Source organism: Photorhabdus hindustanensis (genome assembly GCF_002968995.1).
Taxonomy (GTDB): domain Bacteria; phylum Pseudomonadota; class Gammaproteobacteria; order Enterobacterales; family Enterobacteriaceae; genus Photorhabdus; species Photorhabdus akhurstii.
The window spans coordinates 34959-59292 of sequence record NZ_PUWT01000037.1 but is presented as its reverse complement, the minus strand read 5'-3'; the positions used below and the strand labels follow the sequence as shown (position 1 = coordinate 59292).

26 protein-coding genes and 2 pseudogenes are annotated in these 24334 nt (G+C 43.8%); 12 read left to right on the top strand and 16 right to left on the bottom strand.

The genetic code is table 11. The features are described from left to right. Nucleotides 1-518: transposase (locus tag C6H66_RS14390; RefSeq protein WP_146111052.1), on the top strand; the 518-nt coding region annotated here is incomplete at its 5' end. Between the two features lie 112 nt (nt 519-630). On the opposite strand, the pseudogene C6H66_RS14385 reads toward C6H66_RS14390, so the two are convergent. Next, a pseudogene (locus tag C6H66_RS14385) lies at nt 631-989 on the bottom strand (tyrosine-type recombinase/integrase); the annotation flags it as partial. Next, a pseudogene (locus C6H66_RS14380) lies at nt 874-1197 on the bottom strand (transposase); the annotation flags it as partial. The pseudogenes C6H66_RS14380 and C6H66_RS14385, both read right to left, overlap by 116 nt. A 72-nt stretch (nt 1198-1269) precedes the next feature. On the opposite strand from C6H66_RS14380, the gene C6H66_RS14375 reads away from it, so the two are divergent. Together C6H66_RS14375 and C6H66_RS14370 are read left to right on the top strand one after the other, a co-directional pair. Continuing rightward, entirely contained in the window at nt 1270-1548 is a 279-nt protein-coding gene (locus tag C6H66_RS14375) for a damage-inducible protein J (RefSeq protein ID WP_105395920.1), read from the top strand. Between the two features lies 1 nt (nt 1549). Then, complete coding sequence (locus C6H66_RS14370) at nt 1550-1861, top strand: type II toxin-antitoxin system RelE/ParE family toxin (protein WP_105395919.1); 312 nt, start codon at nt 1550-1552, stop codon at nt 1859-1861. Between the two features lie 227 nt (nt 1862-2088). Here C6H66_RS14370 and C6H66_RS14365 read toward each other — a convergent pair whose 3' ends face one another. Then, the gene (locus tag C6H66_RS14365) at nt 2089-2292 is read right to left on the bottom strand and encodes a hypothetical protein (protein WP_105395918.1); all 204 of its coding nucleotides are present in this window, start codon (nt 2290-2292) and stop codon (nt 2089-2091) included. 506 nt (nt 2293-2798) lie between these two features. Between C6H66_RS14365 and C6H66_RS14360 the strand changes: the two genes are divergently transcribed. The 5 genes from C6H66_RS14360 (at nt 2799) to C6H66_RS14335 (ending at nt 7681) form a co-directional block, all read left to right on the top strand. Beyond that, on the top strand, nt 2799-3473 hold the full coding sequence (locus C6H66_RS14360; RefSeq protein WP_036780157.1) for a CDP-alcohol phosphatidyltransferase family protein: 675 nt from the start codon (nt 2799-2801) through the stop codon (nt 3471-3473). Continuing rightward, nucleotides 3466-4107, top strand: coding sequence for a lysophospholipid acyltransferase family protein (locus C6H66_RS14355; protein WP_036780155.1), 642 nt, complete (start codon nt 3466-3468; stop codon nt 4105-4107). The genes C6H66_RS14360 and C6H66_RS14355 overlap by 8 nt, the downstream gene beginning before the upstream one ends. Next, a complete protein-coding gene (locus C6H66_RS14350) occupies nt 4104-5048 on the top strand; it encodes a phosphatidate cytidylyltransferase (RefSeq protein ID WP_181150209.1) in 945 nt (314 codons plus the stop codon). The genes C6H66_RS14355 and C6H66_RS14350 overlap by 4 nt, the downstream gene beginning before the upstream one ends. Before the next feature lie 494 nt (nt 5049-5542). Then, nucleotides 5543-6514 carry a 6-phosphofructokinase gene (gene pfkA, locus C6H66_RS14340; RefSeq protein ID WP_046397089.1) on the top strand — a complete coding sequence of 324 codons (972 nt, stop codon included), beginning with the start codon at nt 5543-5545 and terminating at the stop codon, nt 6512-6514. Between the two features lie 171 nt (nt 6515-6685). Next, entirely contained in the window at nt 6686-7681 is a 996-nt protein-coding gene (locus C6H66_RS14335) for a sulfate ABC transporter substrate-binding protein (RefSeq protein ID WP_036780148.1), read from the top strand. Between the two features lie 52 nt (nt 7682-7733). Here the strand turns inward: C6H66_RS14335 and tpiA are convergent, their stop codons facing one another. Both tpiA and C6H66_RS14325 read right to left on the bottom strand, forming a co-directional pair. After that, entirely contained in the window at nt 7734-8501 is a 768-nt protein-coding gene (tpiA, locus tag C6H66_RS14330; RefSeq protein WP_105395917.1) for a triose-phosphate isomerase, read from the bottom strand. Between the two features lie 121 nt (nt 8502-8622). Continuing rightward, nucleotides 8623-9225, bottom strand: coding sequence for a DUF1454 family protein (locus tag C6H66_RS14325; protein ID WP_181150208.1), 603 nt, complete (start codon nt 9223-9225; stop codon nt 8623-8625). A 67-nt stretch (nt 9226-9292) separates the two neighbouring features. On the opposite strand from C6H66_RS14325, the gene C6H66_RS14320 reads away from it, so the two are divergent. Then, nucleotides 9293-9733 (top strand): DUF805 domain-containing protein, encoded by a 441-nt coding sequence (locus C6H66_RS14320; protein WP_046397086.1) that lies wholly within the window; start codon nt 9293-9295, stop codon nt 9731-9733. A 2-nt stretch (nt 9734-9735) separates the two neighbouring features. On the opposite strand, the gene fpr is transcribed toward C6H66_RS14320, so the two are convergent. Beyond that, nucleotides 9736-10482 (bottom strand): ferredoxin--NADP(+) reductase, encoded by a 747-nt coding sequence (gene fpr / locus C6H66_RS14315; RefSeq protein WP_036814547.1) that lies wholly within the window; start codon nt 10480-10482, stop codon nt 9736-9738. A gap of 334 nt (nt 10483-10816) precedes the next feature. On the opposite strand from fpr, the gene emrD reads away from it, so the two are divergent. Continuing rightward, nucleotides 10817-12001, top strand: coding sequence for a multidrug efflux MFS transporter EmrD (gene emrD, locus C6H66_RS14310; protein ID WP_105395916.1), 1185 nt, complete (start codon nt 10817-10819; stop codon nt 11999-12001). Between the two features lie 56 nt (nt 12002-12057). On the opposite strand, the gene glpK is transcribed toward emrD, so the two are convergent. Both glpK and C6H66_RS14300 read right to left on the bottom strand, forming a co-directional pair. Further along, entirely contained in the window at nt 12058-13581 is a 1524-nt protein-coding gene (gene glpK, locus C6H66_RS14305; protein ID WP_105395915.1) for a glycerol kinase GlpK, read from the bottom strand. A 30-nt stretch (nt 13582-13611) separates the two neighbouring features. Further along, entirely contained in the window at nt 13612-14442 is an 831-nt protein-coding gene (locus tag C6H66_RS14300; RefSeq protein ID WP_046397084.1) for an MIP/aquaporin family protein, read from the bottom strand. 303 nt (nt 14443-14745) lie between these two features. Here C6H66_RS14300 and zapB point away from each other — a divergent pair, with 303 nt between their 5' ends. After that, entirely contained in the window at nt 14746-14988 is a 243-nt protein-coding gene (zapB, locus tag C6H66_RS14295) for a septal ring assembly protein ZapB (protein ID WP_036780129.1), read from the top strand. 68 nt (nt 14989-15056) lie between these two features. Here zapB and rraA read toward each other — a convergent pair whose 3' ends face one another. From rraA to priA, 7 genes are all read right to left on the bottom strand, one after another. Then, on the bottom strand, nt 15057-15566 hold the full coding sequence (gene rraA / locus C6H66_RS14290; protein WP_036780127.1) for a ribonuclease E activity regulator RraA: 510 nt from the start codon (nt 15564-15566) through the stop codon (nt 15057-15059). A 146-nt stretch (nt 15567-15712) separates the two neighbouring features. Beyond that, nucleotides 15713-16630 carry a 1,4-dihydroxy-2-naphthoate polyprenyltransferase gene (locus tag C6H66_RS14285; RefSeq protein WP_105395914.1) on the bottom strand — a complete coding sequence of 306 codons (918 nt, stop codon included), beginning with the start codon at nt 16628-16630 and terminating at the stop codon, nt 15713-15715. Between the two features lie 95 nt (nt 16631-16725). Next, nucleotides 16726-18057, bottom strand: coding sequence for an ATP-dependent protease ATPase subunit HslU (gene hslU / locus C6H66_RS14280; protein ID WP_036780124.1), 1332 nt, complete (start codon nt 18055-18057; stop codon nt 16726-16728). An 11-nt stretch (nt 18058-18068) separates the two neighbouring features. Continuing rightward, complete coding sequence (hslV, locus tag C6H66_RS14275) at nt 18069-18599, bottom strand: ATP-dependent protease subunit HslV (protein WP_036780122.1); 531 nt, start codon at nt 18597-18599, stop codon at nt 18069-18071. A gap of 124 nt (nt 18600-18723) precedes the next feature. Next, nucleotides 18724-19551: a cell division protein FtsN gene (gene ftsN / locus C6H66_RS14270; protein WP_046397082.1), complete on the bottom strand. Its 828-nt coding sequence runs from the start codon at nt 19549-19551 to the stop codon at nt 18724-18726. Nucleotides 19552-19620: 69 nt separating this feature from the next. Next, on the bottom strand, nt 19621-20649 hold the full coding sequence (gene cytR, locus C6H66_RS14265; protein ID WP_105395913.1) for a DNA-binding transcriptional regulator CytR: 1029 nt from the start codon (nt 20647-20649) through the stop codon (nt 19621-19623). 326 nt (nt 20650-20975) lie between these two features. Next, nucleotides 20976-23174: a primosomal protein N' gene (gene priA / locus C6H66_RS14260; RefSeq protein WP_105395912.1), complete on the bottom strand. Its 2199-nt coding sequence runs from the start codon at nt 23172-23174 to the stop codon at nt 20976-20978. Between the two features lie 210 nt (nt 23175-23384). Between priA and rpmE the strand changes: the two genes are divergently transcribed. After that, nucleotides 23385-23600, top strand: a complete 216-nt coding sequence (rpmE, locus tag C6H66_RS14255; protein ID WP_036780114.1) for a 50S ribosomal protein L31 — start codon at nt 23385-23387, stop codon at nt 23598-23600. A gap of 128 nt (nt 23601-23728) precedes the next feature. On the opposite strand, the gene metJ is transcribed toward rpmE, so the two are convergent. Continuing rightward, nucleotides 23729-24046 carry a met regulon transcriptional regulator MetJ gene (gene metJ / locus C6H66_RS14250; RefSeq protein WP_036780112.1) on the bottom strand — a complete coding sequence of 106 codons (318 nt, stop codon included), beginning with the start codon at nt 24044-24046 and terminating at the stop codon, nt 23729-23731. Between the last annotated feature and the right edge of the window lie 288 nt (nt 24047-24334).

Here is a 24334-nt window from a genome sequence, read left to right as displayed (position 1 = left end):
ATTGCTATATTTGTCCTGCGCATCACCAATTGTCCCTGCAAAGTACAGTGAAAGCCACTGAAAAAACGCGGCCCTATCGGGTTTATAGCGCTGACAATTGTGCCGGATGCCCGCAGAAAGCGGGCTGCACAAAGGCTAAAGGAGGAAGAAAAATAAAACGTTATCCGGAAGATGAAGGGAGGGAGGCGCTTCGTTTGCATATGGCCCGACCCGAGTCAAAACAGATATTGAGTCAACGAAAGAGCCTGGTAGAACCGGTATTTTCGGCATTACGGGGAATTCAGAGACTGGAACGCTTTCGGCGTAAGGGATTGTCAGCGGTAAAGCTGGAGTTTTCCCTGCATGCAATGGCCTATAACTTATCAAGAGCGGTGGCTCTGATATTAGGGATTATTTTTAGCCTGTTATCCATACAAATAACAGGCTGCCCAAAGTCAGTGATTGAATTTAACTTGATGCTTGAAAAAGTGACCTTAACCTTTTGCGACACCCTCTTATGGCGGGATTTTTTTATCTAGCTAAGATTAATTCACTTTAAAATCAACCAGATAAAAATTTTATAAGCAACTGTAAGTAGCATGGAAATTCTTAAGTGTGGACACTTTTGAGTGCTACGGTTGCTTATGATTGCTAAATTTCCATGCCGCCATTCAGTGGGTTTAACGTGATTGCAAATAGTCGGGTGCCAGATGAGCATACGCCATAGTTTGTTGTATATTGGCATGACCGAGTATTTGTTGCAGTGCAACAATGTTTCCACCTTTCATCACAAAATGACTCGCGAATGTGTGGCGTAGAACGTGCGTTGCTTGTCCTTCTGGTAAATCAGGTTTTATTGACTTTAACTTTGTACGAAAGCTTTCGTAATCAATGTCAAATAATTCCCCTGACTTCTGTTTGATTTCCTTTTCTAACTCTTTTGATATCGGAATAGTTCTTTGCTTGCCATTTTTGGTTTTTAAAAATGTCACTCGACAACTTGGTATTTCGGGTTGTTGCTACCAAAAGACACTGTATTTGCACTTTCTGCAACCTACGAAAACGGGTATAACGGTGTCCGTGATGTTGCTTCGCATCCGCAAAACTGCGCTTTATCGCCTCCTTTCGTCGTTTGTAGATCTTTATTCCCCACGGGGTTAATCGGTTTTCTCTGGCTTGCTTTTTACTGGCCTCCTAAATATGGCGGGTTATCATTTTTCAGGCTATTTTGCTAATATGACAACACAAATGGCAACATGCTTTAAGGCAATAGTGAACTAAGGAGGATGAATGGAGACGATTCATTTTCGTATTGATGAAGAAACCAAGCGCTTAGCTATGCAAACTGCCAAACGCCATCAGACAGACTTAACAAAGTTAATGAGGCAAAAAGCCGAAGAGTTGGCGAATGAAGAACGTGAGTATCAAAAAAATACCCATGCTCACTGGTTAGAAGCGGAAATTGAGAAAGCAATTGACCGATGTGAAAATGGTTTGGCTCATTTTATTGATGATTCTGAAAGTCATCGCCGGATGGCTCTACTGTGTAATAAGTTGAGCAGGGGATAAAGTGATACGTATTTCATGGGAAGAAACCGCCCAAACTGACCGGGAGCAAATTTATTTCTACTTCTTTGAGCAGGCTGGGCTGTTGTTGGCTGGTAAAATTGATACAAAATTTTCGGAAATGGCTGAACTTCTGAAAGTTACCCCATATGCAAGCATAGGCATAAAGGCTCGTAACAGCCCAGATGAGCATTATAGAAAACTCATTGTCCTTCATTTTCCTTTTATCATGCTCTACCGTTACGATGAGGATATAGAAAATATAAAAATTCTCAGAATATTGCACATCTCCAGAAGAATAACCGGGCTTTTTTAAGTAAAAAACTTTGAGGTGAATCTAAAGAATATTCCAGCCAGATAACTGGGAGCATTTCTTTGTCTGACAGTAAACTGAGTTATAAAAAGCCTCTCGAAATACGAAGGGCTTTTGCTAAGGGTTTCAATTATACAGTAGATGAGATGTGGATAATTCATTTTAAAATCCCCTTATAATCAATGAATAATACCTTAAATAGTCCAACCCAGTATGTAGGGTTAGATTTGTTACTCTATTAACCCAATTGGTTCTCCAGTTTTGAGATCAATTTTCTGCCTGTTGCTTTGTGGCTCTTTTTTATAATCAGCGAGGGTTTTATTTGCTATTTTAATTTTATCAGATGACTCTTTCTTGTTGCCATCGCTAAAGACGAAAAAATAAAGGCCAGAATAACGATCATTCGTTCCAGATTGGCTTGGCTTTGCATCCACAGCTCTTCAATTTGAGTCTTGATAAGGGTTTTATTCCTTCTATAACAACTACATAAGAAACACCATTTCTTGCACATTTTTGTGTTCACTGTTCGTTCATAAGAATGGTTTGTAATTAATTATGGCTGTTGGAATAGGCAGTAAGTGTGTTTTGTTTATTTGCTAGAAAATTGAATGGAATAAGTACAGTTAATCTCAAAACTGTATAAGGTGGTTTTATTCATATCTGAGATCCTTGAGCAATTCTGTAGTAAGCGATCTGATGTGGTGCTCTGGCTGTTGAGTCTTCTTCTTTGCAGTGAGAGTCGTGCTGTTTTCATGACAAATGGAAGCTGTTGCGAGTCAGCTCTGACAAGGCCCTTTAGCCTATTAATTGTCCGATTTGGTCGGGCGGTACTCTTTCCGATGGTTTTTTATTGTTGTTATTCTAACCAATCCTGTTTATCTTATTTCATTTAACTTAAGTAGATTTGATTGTTCATTTGTGCTCAAAAAGGGAAAAGGATATGTCTGGTAACGAGGTAAAAGATCGGCGTCCGATCAAGACACGCAATGCAGTGTGGGCCAGTAAGATGGCTAAATGGTTGCAATGTAAAGGGGCGACACCAAATGGCATATCTGTTGCCAGCGTTGTTTTTGCTGTATTAGCTGGCGTGTGTTTTGCCGTGTGTTTTTTAGTCGAGTCTTTTTGGTTGACTTCACTTTTATTGATTATTGGCGCCTTGCTTATTCAAGGTCGGCTAATATGTAATTTATTGGATGGTATGGTTGCTGTTGAAGGGGGATTGAAGACGGCTGCTGGTTCTGTTTTTAACGATCTTCCAGATCGTATTGCTGATTCTTTTATTCTGATTGGGGTAGGGTATGGCTTAACACTTTTCCCGTTTGCAGTTTCTCTTGGCTGTATTGCGGCATTACTGGCTGTTTTGACGGCTTATATTCGCTTATTAGGGGGTACTTGTGGTTTGCCTCAACGCTTCCTGGGCCCAATGGCAAAACAACATCGGATGGCATTAATTACTGTTAGTTCAATTGTTGCCGCTTTTTTACCGCAGTTATGGAGCCAGTATCTTTTATTGGCGGTATTAGTCGTTATCACATTAGGTTGTCTTTGGACATGTATTCGGCGAACCAGAGTCATATTAAGTGAATTACAAGAGAAGGATGCTTGTAATGAATAAATCACAAGAAGTGACGTTGGTAAGTAAAGGTATGGGTTCTTTCCTGTCCGGACTTTGCCGTTTGTTAACTGGGGTAAGAATTCGTTGGATTGGGTGTAAGCCATCGGTAGCTTCTCGAATTTATTATGCTAATCATTCGAGTCATTTGGATGGGTTAGTTATTTGGGCTGGTTTTCCTCGGGTATTACGTTCTCGGGTGCATCCTGTCGCTGCCCGTGATTATTGGAGTAAGACTTATCTGCGCAAATATTTTATCAATAAAGTTTTTCGGGCTGTGCTGATTGATCGTAGAGGTGAGGATTGTTTAAAGGGAAATACTCTTACGCCAATGGAGGATGTATTAAAACGAGGTGAGTCTTTAATTTTGTTCCCAGAGGGGACACGAGGAAGTGGGGAACAAATTAATAAGTTTAAAGGCGGTCTGTATTATTTAGCGAAGAAATATCCTGATGTTGAGCTTATTCCTGTTTATTTGGAAAATTTAAACAGGGTCTTACCAAAAGGCTCGGCACTTGTTGTTCCTGTTATTTGCTCGGCAACATTTGGGCAACCTTTGGAAAAATTAGGTGCAAAGGAGGAAAAAGCTGATTTTTTACAGCGAGCTCGTCAGGCATTGGAGGCGTTAATATTATGACTATGCTTAATAATAAACTACTCCTGTTGTTGGGGGGTATGTTCGTGCCGTTAATTATTGCCAGTATTGTTGGTGCAATACTCTCTTCTAAATATTCAAGGGATAACAGTAATGCGACAATCGATAATCTGAATGCCCGCATCCGTGGTTGGTGGGGGATGTGTGTTATTTGTGTGTTGTCGGTGATTATTGGGCCAATCGGTTCAGTGTTATTATTTGCGAGTATGTCATTTTTCGCTTTACGGGAATTTTTCACTTTGACACCAACACGACGAAGTGACCATGAGGCGATGTTCTGGTGTTTCTTTATTTTCATGCCATTGCAATATGTTGCTGTTGGTATTGAGTGGTATGGCGTGTTTTCTATTTTCATTCCTGTTTATGTTTTCCTGTTTTTACCTGCTCGTATTGCATTGGCTGGAGATACAACGAACTTTCTGGAACGAACAGCTAAAATACAGTGGGGAATGTTGGTTGCGGTATTCTGTATTAGCCATGCGCCCGCTTTATTGATGTTGGATATTCCAGGTTATGAAGGGGAGAATGTCGAATTATTGCTGTTTTTAATGATTGTGGTGCAGATGTCGGATGTTTTGCAGTACGTATTTGGGAAATTGTTTGGCAAACATCCGATCGTGCCTAAGTTGAGCCCGAATAAAACAGTTGAAGGTTTTGCTGGGGGAATCTTGGCTTCCGTTTTGTTAGGAATGTCACTTTACTGGGTAACGCCATTTTCTCCGTGGGAGGCAGGTTTGATGTCGTTAGCAATTACGTTGATGGGTTTTATTGGTGGTTTGTGTATGTCAGCGATAAAACGTGATAGTGGCATTAAAGATTTCGGTGAAATGATTGAAGGGCATGGAGGGATGTTAGACAGGATCGACTCTTTATGCTTTGCGGCACCGGTATTTTTCCACCTAACGCGTTATTTCTATACCTGATGGAAAGACGCCAACGTAATGAATAAAGATTATGTTGAATCGGCACTGTGGTATGGATTGCCGCAGTGCTGGTTTCTGTGTTGTTGATGAGAGTTGGCTGAGGATGCAGCACTGAACAAAATTGCGGATGAACGTTTAAAAGATGCCGAATTTGTTAGCAAAAAACGTTGTAAGCCCTTGTCCAGTGTGAACGGGAAGATTAAGGATAGGATTTCTCTGAAATTGAGTGATGATCTTAAGAGCTATAGCAGCATAATTAAATGGCTTTTTAGCCAACTTGATCTCAAAAAAGGGACTTATGTTAACGCAGACTTGGTTTTTTACCGTATTATATGAAAGTTGAATCAATTCAGCTTGATTGTTTCAGTACGCCAGGTGGTAACAGGTTAAAGTGGTAGCAGGTTAAAAAGGCAGATTTCTCAGTCAAAGTGATCGCATACGGAGTCCGCCGTTAGCGGGTTTGCAATTATTACATCTACAAGTCAGAGGTCATCATGAGCAATGGGATCAAAAGAATCGGTGTCTTAACGAGTGGCGGTGATGCGCCGGGTATGAATGCAGCTATTCGTGGTGTGGTCCGTGCGGGATTAGCCGAAGGGTTGGAAGTTTTCGGTGTTTATGATGGCTATCTTGGCTTGTATGAAAACCGCATGAAGAAACTTGACCGTTTTAGTGTATCCGACATGATTAACCGTGGCGGCACTTTTCTCGGTTCAGCCCGTTTCCCTGAGTTCAGGGATGAGAAGGTTCGTACCGTCGCTATTGAGAATATGAGGAGAAACGGTCTTGATGCTCTGGTTGTTATCGGCGGTGACGGTTCCTATCTTGGTGCGAAGAAATTGACAGAAGCGGGTTTCCCTTGCATCGGTTTGCCGGGCACGATTGATAATGATGTGGCGGGTACGGACTATACCATCGGCTATTTCACTGCGCTGGAAACGGTGGTTGAAGCTATTGACCGTCTGCGTGACACTTCAACTTCCCATAAACGTATTTCCATTGTTGAAGTGATGGGGCGATATTGCGGTGATCTCACTTTGTCAGCCGCTATTGCAGGCGGTTGTGAATTTATTGTTCTGCCGGAAGTCTCATTTAGTTGTGATGAGCTCGTAGCTGAAATTAAAGCGGGTATCGATAAAGGCAAACGCCACGCCATTGTTGCAATTACCGAACATGTTTGTGATGTCTATGAACTGGCGAGACATATCGAAAAAGAGACGCATCATGAAACCCGTGCCACAGTCTTAGGCCATGTTCAGCGTGGTGGTTCCCCGGTTGCTTATGATCGTATTCTGGCTTCCCGTATGGGGGCGTATTCCATCCAATTATTGTTGGAAGGTTATGGTGGTCGTTGTGTTGGTATTCAGAACGAGAAACTTGTTCATCATGACATCATTGATGCAGTGCAGAATATGAAACGCGTGTTTAAACAGGATTGGTTGGAAACCGCGAAAAAGCTATATTGATCACGTCAATACCGGCAAATCTAAATCTGTTGCAGCCTCGTTGGAGGCTGTAATTTGTCTTTAGATATTCCTATGGCATATAAATAAATGCTTTTAATTATTTCTGAGTGATAACGCTTTCTGTCAGCCTTGGATTTCATAACAGCCAAAAACAGTGTGGGAGAGATTCAAGTGAGAGTCAGATGGCATATAGCATTGGCGTTACTGTTGGTTACCAGTAGTAGCGTATGGGCAAAAGATCTTCAACTTCTTAATGTTTCCTATGATCCAACCCGCGAGTTGTATCAGCAATATAATCAAGCGTTTAGTGATTATTGGCAGCAGAAGACAGGGGATAAAGTGATAATCCGGCAATCTCATGGAGGCTCGGGTAAACAGGCAACTTCTGTTATTAATGGCCTTGAGGCGGATGTGGTGACACTGGCTTTGGCCTATGATGTGGATGCCATTGCGGAACGTGGCCGGATAGCTAAGGCATGGATCAAGCGTTTGCCAGAGAATTCAGCCCCTTATACTTCAACTATTGTTTTTTTAGTGCGGAAAGGTAATCCAAAACAGATTAAAGACTGGTCAGATTTGGTTCGTCCAGGCGTATCTGTTGTGACGCCTAATCCAAAAACATCAGGTGGCGCACGCTGGAATTATCTGGCCGCATGGGGTTATGGGTTGATTCATAACAATCAGGATCAGGACAAAGCGAAAGCGTTTGTTAAAACCCTTTACCAGCATGTTGAAGTGCTCGATTCTGGCGCAAGAGGAGCGACCAGTACTTTTGTTGAGCGTGGAATCGGTGATGTATTAATTGCCTGGGAGAATGAGGCATTATTGGCGATTAATGCGCTTGATAAAGATAAATTCGAAATTGTGACGCCTAGCCTTTCAATTCTGGCTGAGCCGACGGTTTCTGTTGTTGATAAGGTCGTTGATAAACGTCATAGCCGTGAGCTAGCAACAGAATATCTGCAATACCTTTACTCTCCCGTTGGACAGGAGATAGTGGCTAAAAACTATTATCGGCCACGTGATAAAACAGTTGCCGATAAGTATCGCTCTTCTTTTCCTGAGTTGGAATTATTTACTGTCGATAAAGTATTCGGTGGTTGGGGAAAAGCGCAAAAAGTGCATTTTGCGACGGGCGGTGTGTTTGATGAGATTATTCAGCGCTGAAAATGAATAGCCGCCGTAGGCATACGGCGGTCAATTATCGTTGAAATATGAATTAAGCTTTTTTCGCAGCAGCAGCGGCTTTTACAATAATAGCGAAAGCATCAGCTTTTAGAGAGGCACCACCAACTAATGCGCCGTCAATGTCTGGCTGAGCGAATAGTTCAGCGGCATTATCCGCGTTCACAGAGCCACCGTACTGGATAATGATCTGTTGTGCGATTACTTCGTCTCTTTTCGCAATATGATCACGAATGAATTTGTGCACAGCCTGAGCTTGTGCCGGTGTTGCTGATTTGCCTGTACCAATTGCCCAAACAGGTTCGTAAGCAATGACCGCGCCTTGGAATGCTTCTGCGCCCAATGTATTCAGAACTGCATCAATTTGCCTTGCGCATACGGTTTCAGTCTGTCCGGCTTCATTTTCCTGTTCAGTTTCGCCGATGCACAAAACAGGGATTAGACCTTGTTGTTTAAGAATGGAGAATTTTTTCGCGATGAATTCGTCACTTTCTTGGTGGTAAGTACGGCGTTCAGAGTGGCCGATGATAATGTATTCTGCGCCAATGTCTTTCAACATTGTGGCGGAAGTTTCACCTGTAAATGCACCAGATAGGTTAATGTCAACATCCTGTGCGCCCAGAGCAATACGACTGCCAGCCAGCGCTTGTTTAGCCTGAGAGAGATAAAGTGCTGGTGGCGCGATAGCGACGTCACAGCCGGTAATACTGCTTAATTCTTTACGCAGGTCGGTGATAAGTTCGTTTACCATATGGGTACTGCCATTCAATTTCCAGTTACCCATCACCAATGGATGTCGCATGTTTTTTCCTCCAACCAGAGAAGTTTAAGTAGTGAGCTGAATTTAGGATCAATTCGGTAGATCAATGCTCCACAGTATAGTGATCATTACAAACAATAGCTTTTTTTATTCCTAAATTTGATTAGTTATCCGGTTCAGATAACCATAGCTTAATCGGTTCAATGGCAAAAGTAAGCGTTTTTTCGCTACTATTTACCACAATATAGCGAATGGCGCCGATGTTGTGGCTGTAAAATGGCGATTTTTTGCTGTTTCTGAGCAAGTTATTAATGTTCTCTTTGCTCTGTTCCTGTGAAATAGTCGGGTTAAAGTGGCGCATCAGAGCTATCATGTATTGTTCTGCCAGAATGTGGTTTTTCTGTGTTTCTGTTTCGCTTTCTGATGGTAATAATGTCAGTTGCAGGCTTTTGATTTTTTCACTTCCCCGCTCAAGTACGGCGGAAGAATAAAGTTTTTCATTGATTCTGCTGGCAGCTCGTGTCAGTGGCAGATAAATGTTTTTACTTATGATTACCCGATACTCGTGTAGTGGCAATGTCGGATTGCGGAGATTATATTTTTCGCGAAATCGCGGGATGGTTTCATCAAAAGAGGGAGCATTTGGTAGAAGATAGGTTGCTTGCACTGTGGGTCCAGTGGTTGTGGATTCATCAGCATTGGCTACCGACGGCAAATCGATGATGCTTGCCGCGAATATTATGGCTAGAAATTTATTAACGTCCATTTTCATGTTGCCGCTCGCTTAGGTTAAACTGCGCTGAGAAACAGAATACACGATTGGAAAAGAATAGATGACATTACAACAATGGGGTTTTTCATTCAAAGGACGTATTGGGCGGCGTGAATTCTGGATTGGCATTGGTGTTTGCCTGGCCTTGATGTTTGTTATCTTGACTATTCAGGGAATGAATTCTTTAGCTATAGCTATGCACTATGCTGTTTTTGCCCTTGTTTTGGTGATGTATCCTGCAACGGCAATGATGGTTAAGCGTTTGCATGACCGAAATAAGCAGGGAGGATGGTCGCTGCTTTTGCTGCTGGCAGGATTGTTGGTTGCTGTTGACTGGGGTGGCATGGCACCGTTCTGGCAATGGGGGATTGGCCGTTTTATCCCCACATTGATCATTGTGATGATGGTGCTTGATTGCGGTGTATTCCGTGGCACCGATGGACCAAATCGGTTTGGTGAAGCAACAGAGAAAGTGGATTTTATTTCTGCCGAAGGTGACTGAAATTACCAATATTGCTCACTAGTAATATGCCCCGGTTTGCGGCGTAAGTGTTTTGTCATTCCACGCTGCTCTTTTAGCAGTTGTTGGGTATCTTTCACCATTTGAGGATTACCGCATAGCATAATATGGCTGTTGTCATTGTTCATCGTAAGCCCGACTGCGGCCTCAAGTTCGCCGTTCTCAATCAGTGCCGGGATACGGCCGGTCAGTGAGCCGGGGTTTTGTTCACGGCTGACGATAGTTTGAATGCGTAATTTGCCATTGAAACGCTCAACTAGTTGTTGCATTAAGGGCAGATAGCTTAAATCCTGTGTGAGCCTGACTGCATGCACCAATACGATGCTCTCAAATCTTTCCAGGTAGTCCCCTTGTTGAAGAATTGACAGATAAGGACCAATGGCTGTTCCCGTTGAGAGCATCCATAATGTTTTGCAATCAGGTATTTCATCAAGAATAAAGAAACCTGCGGCTTGTTCTGTCACTAGTAGATCATCACCGGGTTGCAGTGCTGCTAATCGTGGACTAAGTTTGCCGTCAGGAACTGTCACTAAATAGAATTCAAGATTATTATCTGTCGGAGCGTTAACGTAAGAGTAGGCCCGTTGTACCCGTTCATCATCTATTTCCATCGCCAGTTTTGCAAACTGGCCCGCAGTAAATTCTTCAACCGGTGCATGCATCCTGATGCTAAATAAGGTATTCGTCCAGTGAATAACTTGTGTAACTTTTCCTGTAACCCAGTTTGCCATTGGAACTTATCTCCTATCCTGAAAGAAATCCCCGAACCGTTTGTTTTTACGTCGCTATTTTAGTCCTATAGAGATAAATACCATTATCGATTCTGTGTTATAGAAAAATTAACCATTATTTTATTAATACTTAGTTTTATATGTACATATTTGTTGCCAGATATGGCGTAATTAACTGTTATTTTTTCTACAAATAAAATTGTGCACTATCTCGCAAAATATTTTAAATTTGTTAAGTTAGTCACATTAGTGGAGTAAGAGAATACAGGCCATTTTTTACATAGCCTGGGGTTTCTTGTGACTTTATGAATTGTATAAACTTATTGTGAATGCGATGAGAAAATTAGAAAACTTTCATTTATTGCTGACATTGATTGCACTGGCTGCTGTAGGGCAGATGACACAGACAATCTATGTGCCTGTTATTGCAGATATTGCTAAAGACTTTAATGTGTCGACGGGTTCTGTACAACGTGTGATGGCCGCATATCTGTTTTCTTATGGGCTTTCGCAGCTTTTTTACGGCCCTCTTTCAGACCAGATTGGCCGGCGCCCGGTTATTCTGGCCGGTATGATCATTTTCCTGTTTGCGACTGTCTGTGCTTTATTTTCTCCTAATTTGGATGTGTTGGTTGTTGCCAGTGCTTTGCAGGGGTTGGGAACAGGAGTTGCAGGTGTGATGGCCAGAACGATGCCAAGGGATTTATATACTGGCACTGCGCTGCGTTATGCTAATAGTTTGTTGAATATGGGAATTTTAGTTAGCCCGTTACTTGCGCCGATGATTGGCGGTGTGGTCGCGCATTTCTTTGGTTGGCGTTCCTGCTATCTATTTTTATTACTTTTGTGTATTGGTGTCGTTTATTACGTGTTTTGTAAGTTGCCGGAAACCCGGCCACAGCAAACCGAAAAACGAAAAATGCTCACTTCTTTCCATCAACTGTTATCGAATAGCTCGTTTACTGCTTATTTGGTGATGTTAATTGGTGGTCTGTCAGGGATTGCGGTCTTTGAGGCTTGTAGTGGTGTGCTGATGGGAGGAGTGCTTGGGTTGAACAGTATTACCGTCAGTATTTTGTTTATTTTGCCCATTCCAGCGGCTTTCTTTGGCGCGTGGTATGCCGGGCGAGAAGGAAGAACTTTTTATAATTTGATGTGGCATTCGGTGGTTTGCTGTTTATTGGCCGGTGCATTGATGTGGTTGCCAGGATGGTTCGGTGTAATGAATATTTGGACGCTATTGGTGCCTGCCGCGCTCTTTTTCTTCGGTGCAGGAATGTTGTTTCCTCTGGCAACAACCGGGGCAATGGAGCCATTTCCTTATCTGGCAGGTGCAGCAGGGGCGTTGGTCGGCGGTTTGCAGAATGTTGGTTCTGGCTTAGCAACTTGGTTATCCGCAATGCTGCCGCAAAATAATCAATTCAGCGTGGGTATGCTGATGTTCTTTACGTCAGTTTTGATCCTGATTTGCTGGTTACCATTGGCGCATAGGATGCAGCGTCACGGACATGTCGTTTAATCAAGCAGTTAAAGAAAGGGGGCATTCATTCCCCCCTCTCTTTTATTCAGCAAATCTTAGCTTTTATCTTCCCAATCCTGTGCGCGGGCAACTGCCTTTTTCCAGCCATTGTATTTGTAATTTCGTTCGGTGGTTTCAATGCCCGGACGGAACTCTTTTTCAATGGTGGCTTTGCTTTTCACTTCATCGAGATCTTTCCAGTAACCAACCGCCAATCCTGCGAGGAATGCTGCGCCCAATGCGGTGCTTTCACGCACCACAGGGCGTTCTACACGGGTGCCAAGGATATCTGATTGGAATTGCATCAGGAAATTATTGGCAACAGCACCGCCATCTACCCGCAGTGCTTGCAGCCGGGTGCCTGAATCGGCCTGCATGGCATCCAGGACATCGCGGGTCTGATAGGCGATGGATTCTAGCGTCGCACGAATGATGTGATTACTGTTGGTGCCGCGGGTCAGGCCAAAGATTGAGCCGCGGGCGTAGGGGTCCCAGTAGGGGGCGCCAAGGCCGGTAAAAGCGGGAACCACATATACGCCGTTACTATTTTTAACTTTGGTGGCAAAGTATTCGGAATCAGTAGCATCTGCAATAAGTTTCAGTTCATCACGTAGCCACTGAATAGAAGCGCCACCAACGAAAACCGCACCTTCAAGTGCATAGTTCACTTCACCGCGGGGACCACAGGCAATGGTTGTCAGTAATCCATGATTGGAGCGCACAGCATCTGTACCTGTATTCATCAGCAGAAAACAGCCTGTTCCGTAGGTGTTTTTCGCCATACCCGGTTGGACACAAAGTTGACCATATAGAGCAGCTTGCTGGTCGCCTGCGATACCTGCTATAGGGATCCGGGTGCCGCCTTTACCGCCGATGTTGGTCTGACCATAAATCTCAGAAGATGAATGAACGGTAGGCAGTAGGGAGCGCGGGATTTGTAACTCATCAAGAATATGCTGATCCCATTCCAGATTGTGAATGTTGAACAGCATTGTTCGAGAGGCGTTTGTGAAATCGGTAACGTGAACTCGGCCTTGGGTCATTTTCCATACCAGCCAAGTATCCACAGTACCGAACAGTAGCTCACCTTTTTCAGCCCGTTCACGGGCGCCTGGGACATTATCTAAGATCCATTTTATTTTGGTGCCAGAGAAATAAGGGTCCACTACCAGCCCTGTATTCTGGCGAATATATTCTTCCAATCCCTCTTTTTGTTTTAGTTTAGTACATGCGTCCGCGGTACGGCGACATTGCCAAACGATGGCATTGTAGATAGGTTTACCGGTTTCTTTTTCCCAAATAATCGTCGTTTCACGTTGGTTGGTAATCCCAATACCGGCAATCTGATCAGAACTAATATCCGCTTTTGCCAATACTTCTACCAAAGTTGAGCTTTGGGTTGCCCAAATTTCCATTGGATCGTGTTCTACCCAACCCGGTTTAGGATAAATTTGCGCAAATTCTCTTTGAGAAATTGAGATAATATTGGCGTTGTGATCAAGAATTATCGCTCGGGAGCTGGTAGTTCCTTGATCAAGGGCGACAATATATTTTTTCTCAATCATATTTTCTGTTGTCATGATAATAACCTGTTCTGGTAATGCTCTACTCTAGGCTCTCTTTTTCTTCTGATCTTCAGTTTTATGAACATCAGATGGTAAATGGCGACCAATAAGCTTGCGGTAGCCAAATGCTCCCACAATACCGCCGATAATGGGTGCGGTCAGAGTAACCAGACAGTAAGGGATTTCACGTCCACCTGTCAGGGCAATATCTCCCCAACCCGCTAGATAAGCAATTAGTTTGGGACCAAAGTCACGGGCCGGGTTCAGCGCGAAACCAGTTAATGGACCGAATGCGCCACCGATAACGGCAACTACAATACCAATCAGTAACGGAGCCATAGGACCGCGAGGAATACCGTTACCATCGTCAGTGAGTGACAGAATTAAACAGACCAGAATAGCGGCAATGATAATCTCTATCATAAAAGCCTGAGAAATAGACAGTGAGGCCATTGGATAAGTAGAGAATACACCCGCTGTAAACAAGCTTTCAGGAGTACCGCGAACGATATTATGTACTTGTTCGTAATCAAGGAATACGCTGTAGTACATCATGTAAATGAGAGCGGCAGCGATAAAGCCGCCAATCATCTGGGCAATAATAAAAGGGATAACTTTTTTGCCGTCAAAACGGGCAAACAACCATAAGGCAATTGTCACCGCTGGGTTAAGGTGAGCGCCGGAAACACCTGCGGTAAGATAAACAGCCAACGCAACGCTCATGCCCCAAATAATACTGATTTCCCATAAACCTAATTGTGCGCCGGCAATACGTGCAGCGGCAACACAGCCTACGCCAAGGAAAACCAATAGTGCGGTACCAAGAAGCTCAGCGATACATTGTCCGGTTAATGTCGTGCTAGTGGTTTGGCTCATATGTTCTATCCTACGAAGAAGATTTTAGAGGGGTAGTTATTATTGTCGCCTTCCAGCATTGAAAGGAGGAAAATGTAAATTTATCGTTAATGCGCGGAAACGAGAAATAGCGAAATTGAAATGTGTGTGTTGTGTCAACAAAATGAGCGAATCCGCATTTATCCGCTATTTTGCTAAAAATTAAAGTGTGAGACACTTTGAGGTTTTTATTTGGTAGTTATTTTTCATGTGTTGGGGATGTTGCTAGACAGGGGCGCGTTGGCTACATACAATCAGACAATTGCTTATAAGGGGGAACCGAGAATGTCATTTGAAGTTTTTGAAAAGCTGGAAGCCAAGGTTCAGCAGGCGATTGATACTATTACCCTGCTACAAATGGAAATTGAAGAATTAAAAGAAAAAAATCGATCTTTGTCTCAGGAAATTCAGAATGCTACCAGCAGCCGTGAGTCTCTGACTCATGAGAATGAGCAATTAAAGCAAGAGCAACAAGTATGGCAAGAACGTTTGCGTGCCTTGTTGGGCAAAATGGAAGATGTTCAGTAATTACAAATTTCCAACAGACAAATAAGGGCGATCTAAAAAATCGCCCTTAATTCTATTATACATTACCATCAGATGATCTCATCTTCTTCACTCTCATCAAGTCCCAGTGGCTCTTCGGACAAAATGATGCCGGTGTTGTCGGCATACAAATAATCGCCGGAGAAGAAGGTGACACCACCGAAATTCACCCGGATATCGCTTGCACCGGTTCCTTCATCACGACAGCCAGCAGGAATAGCGGCTATAGCTTGAATACCGAGGTCGAACTCTGCTAGCTGGTCAACCTGACGTACAGCACCGTAAACGACAATGCCTTCCCATCCATTTTGCACAGCGAGTTGTGCCAGCTCAGCGTCAATTAATGCTTGGCGTACAGAACCACCGCCATCTACCAGTAAAATGCGTCCATGACCGTTCTCTTCAAGCAGGTCGTAAAGTAACCCGTTGTCTTCAAAGCATTTAACCGTGATGATTTGACCACCAAATGAAGTACGCCCGCCAAAATTGGAGAACATAGGTTCTACCACATTTACTTCTTCTTGATAGATGTCACAAAGCTCGGAAGTATCATATTTCATAGGATTTACGTCTGGTTAAGGTATGGAACGGTAAGTATATCCCTTTCAGGTGGATGTTAGCAAAATCATCAATTATTAAATTGATATTGTTAACAGGTATAGAATGATTAAGTTCAACCTCCCCGGAAAAGCAGCATAAATACTGTCTAGTTAAAAATAAGACCAACTGAAAATAAAATATTAGTCAGTAATGCCGCTTTAACCATCTGTCCCAACATTGGACGCATTCCCTCTGGTGTGGGTTCATTAAGTACATACCACATATGTTTGAACAACCAAGGCAGAGCGAGCAGGAACAGCCAGCCTGACCAGCCAGACGAGTTTTGTACGGTGAATAATGCCAAGCAAAGTATTGCTGTGATTATTAAACAGCCGTGATAGTAACGGGCTTTTTTAGGGCCGAGGCGGACAGCTAGGGTGTTTTTGCCATGCCGTTTGTCATCTTCGATATCACGCAAGTTATTGATATTTAAAACAGCAGTAGAGAGAAGACCACAGGCTGTAGCCGGGAGTATGACAACCGAGTCAAAAAAACCTGCTTGAAGATAATAAGTACCGGCAACACTTAACCAGCCAAAGAAAATCAGTACTGAAATATCGCCAAGCCCAATATAACCGTAAGGCTTTGCGCCAACGGTATAGGTAATTGCGGCAATAATTGCTAGCAGGCCAAGTACCAGAAAACCAAATATATCGCCGGGTTCTTCACAGGCCACGGCAATCAAGGCACCACCAGACAGGCAAGCTAGCAGGACAATAATCTTCAGCGCTTTTTTCATCTGTGAGGCGGTAATAATGCCTTTTTGCATACCACGTAGTGGCCCGATACGCTTTTCAGTATCACTACCTTTGATAACATCACCATAATCATTGGCGAGATTGGACAGAATTTGCAGTATGGCTGCTGTTAATAGCGCCAGTAAAGCAACCGGTAGCTTGAAATGCCCTGTCCAGGCAGCGAGGGCTGAACCAGTAATAATGGCTGCAAGGGCGAGTGGCAGCGTTTTAGGACGCAAACTTTCCAGCCATGCTTGAGTTTGACTAATGGAGGTTGATGAGTTCATTTCTGCGTTCACTTACTCCTGTAAATTTATAAAAAACAAATGGGAGGCAAGCCTCCCATCATTAATTACAGTGGATCAGGAATCGTATACACCGATTATAAGATAAAGCGGCTCAGATCTTCATCTGCAACCAGTTCATCTAGATGCTGTTTAACATAGTCGGCATCAATGTTAACTGACTGGCCTTGGCGTTCGCTGGCTTCAAAGGAGATATCTTCCATCAGCCGTTCAAGCACAGTATGCAGGCGACGAGCACCGATATTTTCGGTTGATTCATTTACTTGCCATGCTGATTCAGCGATTTTGCTGATGCCATCAGTCGTGAAACTGATGTCCATTCCTTCTGTTGCCATAAGAGCTTTATATTGCTCTGTCAGAGATGCGCTTGGTTCAGTCAGAATACGCTCAAAATCTTCTGTGGTTAATGCTTGTAGTTCCACGCGGATTGGCAAACGCCCTTGTAATTCAGGGATTAGATCGGAAGGGCTGGCAACCTGAAATGCACCTGAGGCGATAAACAGGATGTGGTCTGTTTTTACCATGCCGTGTTTAGTCGATACCGTACAGCCTTCCACCAGTGGCAACAGGTCACGCTGAACACCTTCACGGGAAACATCAGGGCCTGAAGTTTGACCACGTTTACAAATTTTGTCGATTTCATCAATGAAGACAATACCGTGTTGTTCAACGGCATCAATGGCCTGTTGTTTCAATTCTTCCGGGTTAACCAGTTTAGAGGCTTCTTCTTCGACCAGTAGCTTGAAAGCATCTTTGATTTTTAGCTTACGAGATTTGTGTTTCTGACCAGCAAGGTTCTGGAACATAGATTGCAGCTGGTTTGTCATCTCTTCCATGCCCGGAGGCGCCATGATCTCGACGCCTACCGGTGTGGTAGCAACATCAATCTCGATTTCTTTATCATCCAGTTGACCTTCGCGTAATTTTTTACGGAATGCCTGGCGTGCGGCCGATGGTTCGACTTGCGTCTCCGTTTGCCCCCAATTATTTTTTGCTGGTGGAATCAGGACATCAAGAATACGCTCTTCTGCCAGTTCTTCTGCCCGATAACGGTTTTGTTCAATAGATTGCAGGCGAACCATTTTAACCGCAGCATCGGTCAGATCACGGATGATAGAGTCGACTTCTTTTCCAACATAGCCAACTTCGGTGAATTTTGTCGCTTCGACTTTGATAAACGGCGCATTTGCCAGTTTTGCCAGGCGACGGGCGATTTCGGTTTTACCTACCCCAGTCGGACCAATCATCAGGATATTTTTAGGCGTTACCTCGTAGCGCAGCGTTTCATCTAGCTGCATACGACGCCAGCGGTTACGGAGTGCGATAGCTACAGCGCGTTTCGCTTTGTCCTGACCAATAATGTGTTTGTCAAGTTCGCTGACAATTTCGCGTGGAGTCATTTCAGACATACTATCTACCCTTACGCTTTTGAAGGAAGTTCTTCGAAGTTGTGATTATGGTTGGTATAAATGCAGATATCACCGGCAATGGTTAGCGCTTTCTCTGCGATTTGTCTGGCACTGAGATCGGTATTTTCCAACATTGCCCGTGCGGCGGATTGGGCGTACGGTCCACCGGAACCAATAGCAATCAGGTCATTTTCTGGTTGAATGACATCGCCGTTACCTGTAATGATTAGAGAGGTATTTTCATCTGCGACTGCTAGCAGTGCTTCCAGTTTGCGTAGCATGCGATCAGTGCGCCAGTCTTTAGCAAGCTCAACCGCTGCCTTGGTTAGATGCCCTTGGTGCATTTCAAGTTTACGTTCAAACAGTTCAAACAGAGTAAAAGCGTCTGCTGTACCGCCGGCAAAACCCGCGATTACTTTGTCATTATAGAGGCGGCGAACTTTACGGACATTGCCTTTCATGACGGTATTACCCATCGTTGCCTGTCCATCACCACCGATTACGACCTGGCCATTACGGCGAACACTTACGATTGTAGTCACGAGTAAGCCCTTGGTTACAAAAATAGATAAATGTGACGCACGGTACTTTCGACAGTGTATACGGCTATCGAAAATACCGTGTGCACGGTGTTTAGCAGTATAGATGGGGGAGAATTATAATTTTTCAACCCCCAGTAACACGGAGAATGCAACCTGATACGCCAACGCCTTTCAGGCGCTCCCGCATTTTTTCTGCGGTGTTTTTACTGTAGGGGCCAAGAACAACACGATGCCAGCCGTCTCCCGTTGTAATCTGGCTCTCAATACCTGCAAATGCCAGATTGGCACGTACTGATTCAGCTTGGTCCATATTGCGGAATGAACCACATTGTAAAATCATACGCTGTGCCTTTTCTACGGGCTTTGGTTTACTGGTTTCAGCCAGTGGTAGCGTTTGCGGCTGAACTGGCTGAGTCTGCATTGATTGTTGCGGTAACGTTTGTTGAGGCTGTGGTTGCGGTCTTGTTTCCTGCGGTTGTTGTGTTTCCGTTGATGGCTTGATGATCACTTGTGAACGCGGTACTTGAACGCCATTGTATGGTACTTCTGGCAGCGAAGTCGCCGGTTGGCGCATATCCGCCTGCATTTGTTCAAGTAACTGCCGTTGCTCGGCGGTTAGCTGAGTTTGTGAATTGATTTGCCCTCCGGATGAAGGCTCACGTGGTGTCTCGATACCAACGGGACGATTTTCCAATTCTTTGATATAGCGCCAGCGTTCTTCCGGTTTTGGCGGTAACCCACTGTTTTGCTGAGAATGTTTTGGCACTACTTCTGATTCGCTTTTCTGTTTATTGTGGGTAATAAAGTAAAGGCCACCAATAAAGATAATGACTAATGCTACCGCGACAGCCAGCGTTGCTTTTGGCAGCCCTTGGGCTTGGTATTTTTTCTTATCGGTATTTTTACGGCGGGTGTTTGAACGCCCGCGACTCACATAATCTCGTTGTGCCACTGTCTAATTCGCTGAGTAATTTAAATAAAAGAAAATAAACGATATGTTACTTAACCTGCGGTTATTTGCCTAGCTTTTAGGCGAACAGGTGCTTTGCCGAATAATTAATTCTGATTCCAGTAACTGAGAACCGCCAGATGTTGTGTGGCCCTGAATTTGATCTAGCAACAGTAACATTGCTTTGTGACCAATTTGGTAACGGGGTTGGCCAACGGTTGTCAATGGCGGATCGCTGTACATGGCTAGACTTAAGTTATCAAACCCAATGATGGATAAATCTTCCGGTATTTTTAAGCCCATTCTTTTAGCCTGCCACATCACGCCAATCGCCATAACATCGCTGTGGCAGAAGATGGCTGTAGGGGGATCTAACAGAGAGAGTAGTTGTTCGGTCAACTTTGCGCCGCTTTCATGGGTAAAATTACCTTGAACAATATAATCTTCACGAATTATCCCGCCAGAGCGACGCAGTGCTTGGATATATCCTTGAAGGCGATAGCGGCAAATCGGTATGTTTTCTGGGCCGGAGAGGCAAGCAATGCGTTTATGTCCCAATGTTTGCAGATAATGAGTGGCATTGAATGCGGCGGTCAGATTATCAATATGAATAGTCGGCAGCTCTAGCTCTGGTGCAAATTCGTTCGCCATTACCATAGGTGGTAGGTTTTTTTGCTCTTCTTTGCTGGCATCAAACGGGACATTAGAACCCAGTAACAACAGACCATCAATTTGTTTGGTGACAAGCAGGTTAAGAAACGTGTGTTCCTGTTTTTGCTGATGTTGGCAATCACCGATTAAAACCAGATAGCCATGTTCTGCCGCTGTCTCTTCAATGCCGCAAATCACATCAGTGAAAAAGGGATCGCTGATATTTGGCACTATCACTAAAATAGTTTTTGACTCACCGCGTTTAAGATTACGGGATAAGTTATTTGGGCAATAACCCACAGCCAGTACAGCTTGTTCCACTTTTTGTCGGGTCTGGGAAGAAACCTTTTCTGGATTCATGAGTGTTCTTGATACTGTTGCGGTAGAAACGCCAGCCACTTCAGCGACATCTTTCATTGTTGCGGAGGTGCCATTCTTTTTCTGCTCCAAAACTCACTCCTCATTTCCTGACGGGTTAGTTAAATGATTGTCAATTTCTGGTTGCCGGGAAACCGTCAGTGACTTTAAGAAAAGTAATGACATGCGGTTTAAGGTTATGACAATGTTATTAAGGGATCATTCTAAACAGTTTGGCAAATTCATTTATTCCTTAGTTTGTAAAAAAGTGTGATATAAATCATTTATTCGATATGGCTCGCAAATTAGTGAATAATTTTTCATTGATTACTGATTGTCAGGTGCGATTTTTTAAATAGTAAATAAGAGTATGTTTAATCTGCTCAGGTTATGTGTTTTAAAATAGAGGCAATTAATCGCTAGCTGTCTGTTGGATCAACATCGATATTCCATTTCACTTTTCGAATTTGCGGCAAAGTTGTTATTTGTGGATAAACCATCGCCATGATTTTTTGTAAAAAAATTCTGGATGGATGTTGAATTAATAGTTGCCAACGATAACGACCGCTTCTTTTTGACTGTAATGCAGGAACCGGACCCATGATCCATAAGTTATCATCCCGCAAAGGATGATGTTCGAAAAGTAGGCGCAATTGCTGTAAAAAAGCAGGTGCTTGCTGATTATCGTGATCTTCTGACCGCAAGATAATATGGCTGGTAAATGGCGGCAAAAACACACTTTTGCGCTCATCCATAGCTTGAATAGCGAAAGCATCGTAGCCTTTATTGAGCAAAATTTGCAGTAATGGATGGTCAGGATGATGAGTTTGAAGAACCACTTCTCCTCGTTTACCTGCTCGACCAGCCCGACCAGAAACTTGTGTATAAAGTTGTGCAAAACGTTCCGCTGCCCGAAAGTCTGCTGAAAACAGAGCACCATCAACATCGAGTAAAGCGACCAGTGTGACATCAGGAAAATGGTGTCCTTTTGCCAGCATTTGAGTGCCAATCAGTATACGGGCATTTCCAGTGTGAATGTCAGCCAGTTGTTGTTCCAGTGTTCCTTTGCGGCTGGTGGTATCTCTGTCAATACGGGTAATGGGTACATCAGGAAATAGGGCTGAAATACCGTCTTCAAGCTGTTCTGTGCCAAGGCCAACAGGTTGAAGATGGGTAGAACCGCATTGCGGGCACTGGCGGGGAACGGGGCGTTGGCTGTCACAATAATGGCAACGTAACTGACGATGGTATTGATGCAGTGTGTAATAATGGTCACAGCGTTGACATTCTGCAATCCAGCCGCATTCGTGGCAGAGTAAGGCAGGTGAGTAACCGCGGCGGTTAAGGAAAAGTATGACCTGATTATTGGCTTGTAGATGCTCTTCAATACGCTTTATTAGTGGTTGAGATAACCCGACTTTAAGTGGTAAACCTTTTAAGTCCAACAGATGTTGAGTCGCTGGTTGTGCATGGCCTGCTCGTTTGGATAATGTCAGAGGGCGGTATTTGCCTTGTTGCACATTGTAAAGTGTTTCCATTGCTGGAGTCGCAGAACCCATGATCACCGGGATATTCTCTTTTTTTGCTCTAAATACCGCTAGATCACGAGCATGATAACGCCAGCCTTCCTGTTGTTTATAAGAGCTGTCATGTTCTTCATCGATAATGATGATGCCAAGACCGGCGAAAGGGGTAAATAGGGCTGAGCGTGTACCGATGACAATTGCGTTCTCACCCTGTTGCGCCCGTAGCCATACAGCAAGGCGTTCACTGTCATTCAGGGCTGAATGAAGAACATCAACCGGTGCGTTGAAACGTTCACGGAAACGACGGATGGTTTGTGGTGTCAGGCCAATTTCTGGTACAAGTATCAGCGCTTGTTTACCTTGTGCCAAAATATTCTCCAGCACACTGAGATAAACTTCTGTTTTACCTGATCCGGTGATGCCTGCCAGTAACCAGGGAGAAAATTGCTGGTCTTCTGCGCGGATAGCTCCGACTGCTGTGGCTTGTTCGGTATTTAATTTCAGGCGTTCGCCGGTGATTTGGAAGTGATTTCGCCAGTTCTCATATCTAGGTTGCACAGGGTATAAATCGATAAGTGACTTCTTTTTGAGCGCCTGAAAAGCGCTTTCACTCAGTTCCAGTTCTGTAATCTGGTGGCGATATATTGCCTTACGGCGTAGGGTTGCCAGTACCTGCTGCTGTTTTGGTGAGCGTTTCAGTTGAGCCAGCGGTAATTCAGCACCGGCTGGAGTAATTTGCCATTGCCATAATGGGGCTGGTTCCGCGGGTTTTCCCTGACGAAGTAGTACCGGCAATGCATGGAACAGGACTTCACCGATGGGGTAATGGTAATAGCTGGATGCCCAGAGTAATAGTTGCCAAAGATTTTCTGAAAATAAGGAGCGAGTATCAAGAATAGATTCTATGGTTTTCAGTTGTTCTGCTGGAATATCACTGTTGTCAGCTATCCTGGTAACGATACCAATCGCTTTACGTTTGCCAAAAGGGACTGTTACTCGCATTCCTGCAACGGGTAATTGACTTTCTGTGGGCAACAGATAGTCAAAAGTGCGGGTAAGAGGGATAGGCAGAGCAACCTGAACGACAACCATAAAGTTATTCCGAACGATCAATAAATAAAGCGAAAAATTGGCTATAGGATATCATAGACAATAAACGGATTTCATTGCGAGATAGGCAGATCTTCTGTATGATCCGCCGCCTTTGGTATGGAAGATACCAAACTCATTTTATCAACACGACGTGTGGTGTCTGGCGGCAACAGGGCTGGATAGCGACACGGCCTTAACAGAGGTTATCCCATGAAAAAAGGTATTCATCCTAAATATGAAGAAGTTACTGCAACCTGCTCTTGCGGTAATGTAATGCAAATCAGATCTACCGTTGGTCACGCTCTGAACTTGGACGTATGCGGCCAATGCCACCCATTCTATACGGGTAAACAACGTGATGTTGCTACAGGTGGTCGTGTTGATCGCTTCAAGAAACGTTTCAACGTTCCAGGTGTCAGCAAGTAATTGCAGAATTGCGCCTGTCTGTAATGCCAGGCCAACTGGTACTAACGCCCGGTGTTTTGCATCGGGCGTTTTGTATTTTAGCCATATAAAAAATCCCTGAATTTCTACAGGAGTTTTTTGCGCTACTATCAATATTCCCAGGTATCGGGATCAATACCTAATTCCCGCATGATCTTTTTGGCAGCCTCTGGGATTTCATCATTACGCTCTTTGCGTAAATCAGCATCATCGGGCAGTGGTTGCCCAGTAAATGCGTGCAGGAATGCTTCACACAGCAATTCACTGTTGGTCGCGTGACGCAGGTTATTTACCTGGCGACGGGTGCGTTCGTCAGTGAGGATCCTCAACACTTTCAAAGGAATTGAAACTGTGATTTTCTTCACCTGTTCGCTTTTTTTGCCATGTTCAGCATAAGGGCTGACATATTCACCGTTCCACTCAGCCATGGGGTACCTTAAATAGTCGTAAAATCATAAAATTAAGCCAGATAACAACACCAGCTTTCGTTGTAACATATTGTCATTTTATCGTGATTTCCTTATCAATTATACAGTTATAGTATATGCGATAAACTAATGGCTATTAATAAATAAAGAATAAATAAAGCAGTATTAGTTATGATGAACAATTTTCCTATCGTTTAATCTAACCGTAAAGAGGTTTAGATGTCTAGATGTATTGACGTCTATTGTGCTAGCGGATATTCTTCCCTGATTCAATTTATGACAGACAGT

Excerpts from the sequence above, each read along its gene's own strand:
- C6H66_RS14375 (WP_105395920.1), top strand. The coding sequence starts at position 1,270 with ATGGAGACGATTCATTTTCGTATTGATGAAGAAACCAAGCGCTTAGCT.
- C6H66_RS14360 (WP_036780157.1), top strand. The coding sequence starts at position 2,799 with ATGTCTGGTAACGAGGTAAAAGATCGGCGTCCGATCAAGACACGCAAT.
- C6H66_RS14355 (WP_036780155.1), top strand. The coding sequence starts at position 3,466 with ATGAATAAATCACAAGAAGTGACGTTGGTAAGTAAAGGTATGGGTTCT.
- C6H66_RS14350 (WP_181150209.1), top strand. The coding sequence starts at position 4,104 with ATGACTATGCTTAATAATAAACTACTCCTGTTGTTGGGGGGTATGTTC.
- pfkA (WP_046397089.1), top strand. The coding sequence starts at position 5,543 with ATGAGCAATGGGATCAAAAGAATCGGTGTCTTAACGAGTGGCGGTGAT.
- tpiA (WP_105395917.1), bottom strand. The coding sequence starts at position 8,501 with ATGCGACATCCATTGGTGATGGGTAACTGGAAATTGAATGGCAGTACC.
- C6H66_RS14325 (WP_181150208.1), bottom strand. The coding sequence starts at position 9,225 with ATGGACGTTAATAAATTTCTAGCCATAATATTCGCGGCAAGCATCATC.
- C6H66_RS14320 (WP_046397086.1), top strand. The coding sequence starts at position 9,293 with ATGACATTACAACAATGGGGTTTTTCATTCAAAGGACGTATTGGGCGG.
- fpr (WP_036814547.1), bottom strand. The coding sequence starts at position 10,482 with ATGGCAAACTGGGTTACAGGAAAAGTTACACAAGTTATTCACTGGACG.
- emrD (WP_105395916.1), top strand. The coding sequence starts at position 10,817 with ATGAGAAAATTAGAAAACTTTCATTTATTGCTGACATTGATTGCACTG.
- glpK (WP_105395915.1), bottom strand. The coding sequence starts at position 13,581 with ATGACAACAGAAAATATGATTGAGAAAAAATATATTGTCGCCCTTGAT.
- C6H66_RS14300 (WP_046397084.1), bottom strand. The coding sequence starts at position 14,442 with ATGAGCCAAACCACTAGCACGACATTAACCGGACAATGTATCGCTGAG.
- zapB (WP_036780129.1), top strand. The coding sequence starts at position 14,746 with ATGTCATTTGAAGTTTTTGAAAAGCTGGAAGCCAAGGTTCAGCAGGCG.
- rraA (WP_036780127.1), bottom strand. The coding sequence starts at position 15,566 with ATGAAATATGATACTTCCGAGCTTTGTGACATCTATCAAGAAGAAGTA.
- C6H66_RS14285 (WP_105395914.1), bottom strand. The coding sequence starts at position 16,630 with ATGAACTCATCAACCTCCATTAGTCAAACTCAAGCATGGCTGGAAAGT.
- hslU (WP_036780124.1), bottom strand. The coding sequence starts at position 18,057 with ATGTCTGAAATGACTCCACGCGAAATTGTCAGCGAACTTGACAAACAC.
- priA (WP_105395912.1), bottom strand. The coding sequence starts at position 23,174 with ATGGTTGTCGTTCAGGTTGCTCTGCCTATCCCTCTTACCCGCACTTTT.
- rpmE (WP_036780114.1), top strand. The coding sequence starts at position 23,385 with ATGAAAAAAGGTATTCATCCTAAATATGAAGAAGTTACTGCAACCTGC.
- metJ (WP_036780112.1), bottom strand. The coding sequence starts at position 24,046 with ATGGCTGAGTGGAACGGTGAATATGTCAGCCCTTATGCTGAACATGGC.